The sequence below is a fragment of the Candidatus Jordarchaeum sp. genome (genome assembly GCF_052745115.1).
Genome location: NZ_JBRAKS010000236.1, coordinates 1 through 6,043 on the forward strand (window position 1 = coordinate 1; position 6,043 = coordinate 6,043).

Annotated in this window: 5 protein-coding genes; 2 read left to right on the forward strand and 3 right to left on the reverse strand. The window is 36.4% G+C overall.

Annotated features, from left to right (window positions below; all coding sequences use genetic code 11):
- Window positions 1-77: 77 nt before the first annotated feature.
- Complete coding sequence (locus ACUVXA_RS14690) at window positions 78-977, forward strand: selenium metabolism-associated LysR family transcriptional regulator (protein ID WP_445872031.1); 900 nt, start codon at window positions 78-80, stop codon at window positions 975-977.
- 82 nt (window positions 978-1,059) lie between these two features.
- On the opposite strand, the gene ACUVXA_RS14695 is transcribed toward ACUVXA_RS14690, so the two are convergent.
- Entirely contained in the window at window positions 1,060-1,983 is a 924-nt protein-coding gene (locus tag ACUVXA_RS14695; protein WP_445872035.1) for a PhoU domain-containing protein, read from the reverse strand.
- A 303-nt stretch (window positions 1,984-2,286) separates the two neighbouring features.
- Between ACUVXA_RS14695 and ACUVXA_RS14700 the strand changes: the two genes are divergently transcribed.
- Entirely contained in the window at window positions 2,287-3,903 is a 1,617-nt protein-coding gene (locus tag ACUVXA_RS14700; RefSeq protein WP_445872032.1) for a DNA-directed DNA polymerase II small subunit, read from the forward strand.
- A 68-nt stretch (window positions 3,904-3,971) separates the two neighbouring features.
- Here the strand turns inward: ACUVXA_RS14700 and ACUVXA_RS14705 are convergent, their stop codons facing one another.
- Both ACUVXA_RS14705 and ACUVXA_RS14710 read right to left on the reverse strand, forming a co-directional pair.
- Window positions 3,972-5,222, reverse strand: coding sequence for an ORC1-type DNA replication protein (locus ACUVXA_RS14705; RefSeq protein ID WP_445872033.1), 1,251 nt, complete (start codon window positions 5,220-5,222; stop codon window positions 3,972-3,974).
- 259 nt (window positions 5,223-5,481) lie between these two features.
- Complete coding sequence (locus ACUVXA_RS14710; protein WP_445872034.1) at window positions 5,482-5,949, reverse strand: hypothetical protein; 468 nt, start codon at window positions 5,947-5,949, stop codon at window positions 5,482-5,484.
- Between the last annotated feature and the right edge of the window lie 94 nt (window positions 5,950-6,043).

Sequence of the window (6,043 nt, forward strand, 5' to 3'; positions counted from 1 at the left end):
GACATCCTACCAATTAACAGCAAGGGGTGACAAATGTCCCTAACTTCTACAAATCTAACTTCAAGAGGATGAATTCATTGCGTGTTAATTTTTTAAAAACATTTATGGAAGTTATTTCTGCAGGAAGCTTCCTTGAAGCAGCGAAACGGCTACGGATAACACAAGCAACAGTGAGTAACCAAATAGCTGCTCTTGAAGAATATTTTGGGGCCAAACTATTTATGAGAACTAGGGAGGGAGCCAACCTTACGGAGGAAGGCAAAATATTGGAAAAAAGAGCGCGGCAGATTCTGGATTTGGTAAATATTGCCAAAAAAGAAATCATCAATTCTCTGAATAAATTAAAAGGTGTAATAAAAATTGCTGCCAGCACCATACCTGGTGAACATATTTTACCTATCATCGCAGGAAAATTCAAAAAAGCTTACCCCGATATTGAAATTGAAATTGAAATTGGGGACACTGGTACAAGTGTAAAAAAACTCATCGAAGGCCATGTCGATTTCGCTGCAATTGGGAGTTTGATGGGCGCTGAGAACTTATACGAAACCAAAGTTATTGCAAAGGAACGCTTAGTAATTATAACCTCTTTAAATCATGAATTATCTAATAAAAAAGCTGTTGACCTTTCAGAAGTTTTGAATTACCCTTTTATTTCAAGAGAACAATCTTCAGGCACTAAAAATGAAATAGATAAAATTTTTAATGAGCGAAATATTCCACTTGATGAATTAAAAATTGTATTAGAATTGGGGAGCACGGAGTCAGTAATTACGGCGGTTTCTGAGGGAATCGGAGTAAGTATAATATCGTCTATCGCAGCAGAAAAAGCCAAAGCTGCAGGATTAGTTGATATTATCGAAATAAAAAATGCCAGAAATTGGCGTGAGTTATTTTTAGTTAGACTGAAAAAAATGGAATATTTAGAAGAGCAGCAAAAATTTTGGAAAAGTGTGGAAAAATGTAACTTAAATTAATAAACCATTAATTTTAAATAATAATTTAATTTTTTATTTATTTGAACATCCTTTAATTTTTAAAAATTAGGGGTCGCGGTTTCTAGGTTAAATCTGCAATGTCTATTCCACACTCAGCTATTCTATCCAGCATATCAACTATGGTATTTAATGGAGTTGCCAAAACTGGTGCTTGGTTTACTATTTCTTCATATGCTTCAGTTAAAGTCTTTTTTAGTTCAGGTTTTTTAGCGATTGTCTTAGCCGCTAAATTCACATCTTTTCTCAATAAAGCTTCAATTGCACTTGAGTGAATTTCTTGTGTTATCTGGCTCACTTCTAGTATTTTCTGAAGTACTGTTTGAGGTATTGGTGTTTTTTGGAGAAGTGAAATTTGTTCTGCTATTTTTACGGCATGGTCTGCAAGAGCTTCAATACTCTTCGCTGCTGCGCGATAATCTAGACATTCTATTGCGGTTATCCCCATTTTTTCAGCTAACCTAGGATCTTGCACTGCAGCTCTTAGTTGTCGAACTATTAAGAAATATAGTCTATTAACCTCTTCATCACGATTAATAACATTCTTTGCTAATTTATCATCAAGTTCCCTAAGAGCAGTAATTACCTCCTCTTGCATTTTAGCAGCAATTAGATAAGTTCTTTTCATAGTCCTCCTCAAAGGAACCGCCGATGGAGAAAGTAAGCATTGTAGAGTGATCTCGCGTGCATTTTCTTCCACGATTTCCACACCAACCAACTGCTGTAAAGAGTTCTTTACCTCTTCTCTTTGGTAAGGATTTATTCTAGGACCTTTTGACTTTAAATGAATAATATCATATCCATAAAGGTACTTCGCGGTAATTTCGCGAGTAAAACCTTCATCCATTTCAATTTCAGCGACACTCAAATGTTCTCTTTCTGAATATTTGGGATCCACTAAAAGAGCTCCATCTCCTCTCTCAATAATTGCTACCAAGTCACCCCTTTTTAGGCCCAGTCGTTTTATCCATTCCTTAGGAAGACTTATAAAAAAGTGCTGCCTCCCGTCTTCTGCAGTTTTCTAACTTCCATTTTTTCAAACCCCATGTGATGTTTTATTAAAATATAAAATCAACGCAAGTTAATACCTTTTAAATCGTGCAATAGAGGTTCTTTAGAGGTATATATAGTTTTGGGTAAGTTTTAATATTATACTAACATTTTGTTTTTTACATACTAGTATTTATTTCAAAAGCAATCTTGCAGAGTAAAATAGTTTTGAGAATTACCAAAAGGTATATCTTTCTACCCATATTTTAAAAAATAGAGTTATTATAGAAGATGGAGAACTGTGCAAGCTAAGGATAGGATTAAAAGAGCACTAAAAATTATTCTTGATGCAGGGTATCAGATTACTCCAGAGACATTAAAAACCCTATCACTTTATGAAGATCCAGAAGAGATCGCAAAAGAACTAATTTCAAAAATCGAAGAAACTTCAGAAGAGATCATAACAATAGACAGTAAATACATTAAACTATTAGAAAAAAAGGTTGAAACAATCAATGAAATTGGTGAAAGGGAAAGCCCACAGATAAAAAATCAAATAAGCGAGGTAATAAAGACAGAAAAAGTAACATCAACCCCTGAATATGTTATTAATAAAACAGTATTTCCAGAACTTAGTATTAGCGATCAAGCTGTATTAACTCAAGAAAGCGTAAAAACATTTTTAGCAAAAGATGTTGATGCCAGATTTGAAGTGATTTGTGATCCCACTGAAAGAATGAAAGGAAAAGGCACCCTTGAAAATTTTATAGAATATTTTAGAGACAGATATAAAAGAATATACAATATATTCCTAAAAAGAGGAGACATCGAAAACATAACTAAAATTTCAGAAATCCCCAAAAGCAAAGATAAACGAACTAAAATAATTGGAATTGTAACATCAATTCAGCAAACAAAGCCAGGCCATATGATAATAGAATTAGAGGATCTTGAAGACATAATTAAAGCAATTATTTTTGAAAAAAATTCGGAGGTAATAAAAAAAGCAGAACTATTGATGTTGGATCAAGTAATATGCCTTGATGGGTATTTGTCCAAAGATATTTTTATTGTAAATGACCTCCTATGGCCAGACATTCCACTCAAACATACACAAAATAAAGCAAACGAGCCAGTATGCGCAGCCTTCATTTCAGACATACATTTTGGCAGCAAAAAATTCCTCGCTGACTCTTTCAAACAGTTTACACAATGGCTAAAAGGACAAATAGGAGATGAAAGAAGCAGAGAGTTAGCAAGACGAGTAAAATACCTAATAATTGCCGGAGACTTGGTAGACGGTATAGGTATTTATCCTACACAGGAAGAGGATCTTATTGTGACCGATATCTATGAACAGTATCAAATAGCAGCAAGATATCTTGAAGAAATTCCTGAACATATTAAAATAGTAGCAATACCGGGAGGCCATGACGCAACCAGAATAGCACTACCCCAACCCGCAGTACCAAAAGAATACGCAGAACCACTATACGACATCGGAGTAGAAATGCTTGGGGGCCCCGCCCAAATACGAATCCATAACGTAGAAGTATTAATTTACCACGGCGAAAGTCTAAATGATGTAATGGCAGCAATTCCCATAGACCAAACAAAACCACACAAAGCCATGATAGAACTAATAAGAGGTAGGCACCTCTGCCCAATATTCGGAAACACCCCAATAGCACCCGAGCCCCAGGACTGGCTCGTAATAGAAAGAGTTCCAGACATACTACACTGCGGCCACATGCACATCAATGACACAGCAGGGTACAGAGGAGTGATTTTAATAAACTCCGGAACCTTCGAATCACAAACATCGTACCAAAAATCAATGGGACTAGAACCCACCCCTGCTAAACCCATAATACTAGACCTACAATCCTATAAAATCACCCAACTAGACTTTTTCTAAAATAACTCACCCCAAATAGATTCTAAAGTTTCAAAATTTGGAAAAGATGTCGCGAATAGATATCTTTTTTAGATATCTAGTTCAACTTTGTGAGCGAGGGGGACATATTTAACAGTTTTTTTAATATGATAATCATTTTCTAGTATATCTTTAACCTGTTTAGCAGGCACATTAAGTTTAATCTTCTTAGTCATCCCGTAACGGCCTTCACTCTTAAGCTTAGCAACAATTATTCCAAGCATATCCAACTCAGCAATAAGACCACTAACACGCCTCTGTCCCAATACTTCCAGATTAACTATCTTACAAAGATCAGAATACACATTATAAACCGAACCAGTAGTAATTTTTGACGATCTATTATTCTCCAATAAGTAAATGCTATAAAGAACAAGCTTAGATTGAATAGGAAGAGTAGAAATCACTTCAGAAACACGATCAGTCTCCAAAATGTTTTGAGCCAATCTAACATGCTCCTGATTAACTTTTTCTACTCCTAACCGTTCAGCCTGCTCACCAGCTACACGCAAAAGGTCCAGCGCACGCCTAGCATCCCCGTGCTCCCTAGCTGCAAGAGCGGCACAAAGATTAATCACACCCGGCTCCTCCAGAGCCCCATCGAGAAACCCCATGTTCGCCCGCTCTCTAAGAATATCCTGCAACTCCAAAGCAACATACGGCGGGAAAACCAATTCCTCCTCCCCTAAACTACTCAGAACACGAGGATCCAAATTCTCTTTAAACTTGAGATTATTAGAAATACCAATAATACTAACACGAGCCACCTTCAAAACTGAATGATTAATCCTCGTCAAATCATAAAGCACCCCATCCCCATCCTTATCCACCAACTTATCAACCTCATCCAGAACAATAATCATAAGCCGCACCTCAGAATCTAAAGTAGAAATAAAACGAGTATAAACCTCATCAGTAGGCAAACCCGTAAAAGGAACACTAACCCCCAAATTCTCACACAAATGAGCCAAAACCCGATAATTAGTATTAACAGTACTACAATTCAAATAAACAGAACTAGGAGTTGAAACCCCCAACTCCCTACACTTCTCAGCCAAATGCTTCAAAACATACCTAACCACCGCAGTCTTACCACATCCTGTTTTTCCGTATATAAATACGTTGGATGGTGTTCCACTTTTCAGAGCGGTGGCCAGAATTAGTCCAACTCGATTTATTTCCTTGTCGCGATGTGGTAAATTATCTGGAACATATGTGGGGCGGAGAACCTCTCGATCCTTGAATATTCTGGGACCGGAGAGAAACTTCTCAAATATCGCATCAAGGGGCTTCTCACTCATTCTCAAACCTCAGCAAATTGATGGTAACCTCAAATATCCAAATAACCAAATAAGAAATCGCTTTCACGCTTAATTCCTAGTAAGAACTCCAATCCTCCACTAAAAGGGAGTCGGCACAATTTCCATTGGAAATCAAGGTAATAAAGATTGCGCAGAAAAACGAACAAAAATACGTAAAAAATAACAATGAAATCAAAAAAAGATATCTAAAATTGTTATCAAAAAAGATTCTAAAAATTTCAGTATCAGAATTTTAGATTTAAGTAAACAAGTAATCAAGTTTAGAGATGGACTCTATCCTATCCTTAACTTTTTCTGCTAGAAGACGATAACGATATTGTTTACGAGTACCAGTTCTCTCGAGAATAGACTGGCTACCCTCTTCATAAATCCTAGAAAGATAAGTGGAGATGGTGCTTAAGGGGAGTTCAGCCTTAAACAAGATAGTATACTGCTCTTGTACATCGTTAGAGGTAAACCAGCCATGCCTAAAAAACTTCAATAAAACAAGCTCCACCTTCTCCCTCATAGAAAGACTATCCAAATCAACATAAGGCACCGATACCGGACTATCAGCAGAAACCTCGAATCCACTTTCAAGTTTACGATATATATCCTCAACCACAGAAGCAACAAAATGAGGAGATATTTTCCCCTCTAAAGTAACCGTTATCTTACGGTCTGTCTCAGGATCAGAGATTTCTATCTTAGTTTTTTTTCTAGACAAACGCCTTTCCACCAGAAATTGAGGTATGGTAATAATTATATTCACATATATATATGTCTCTTATACACATCTGACTCTTCCGAACGATATGCAG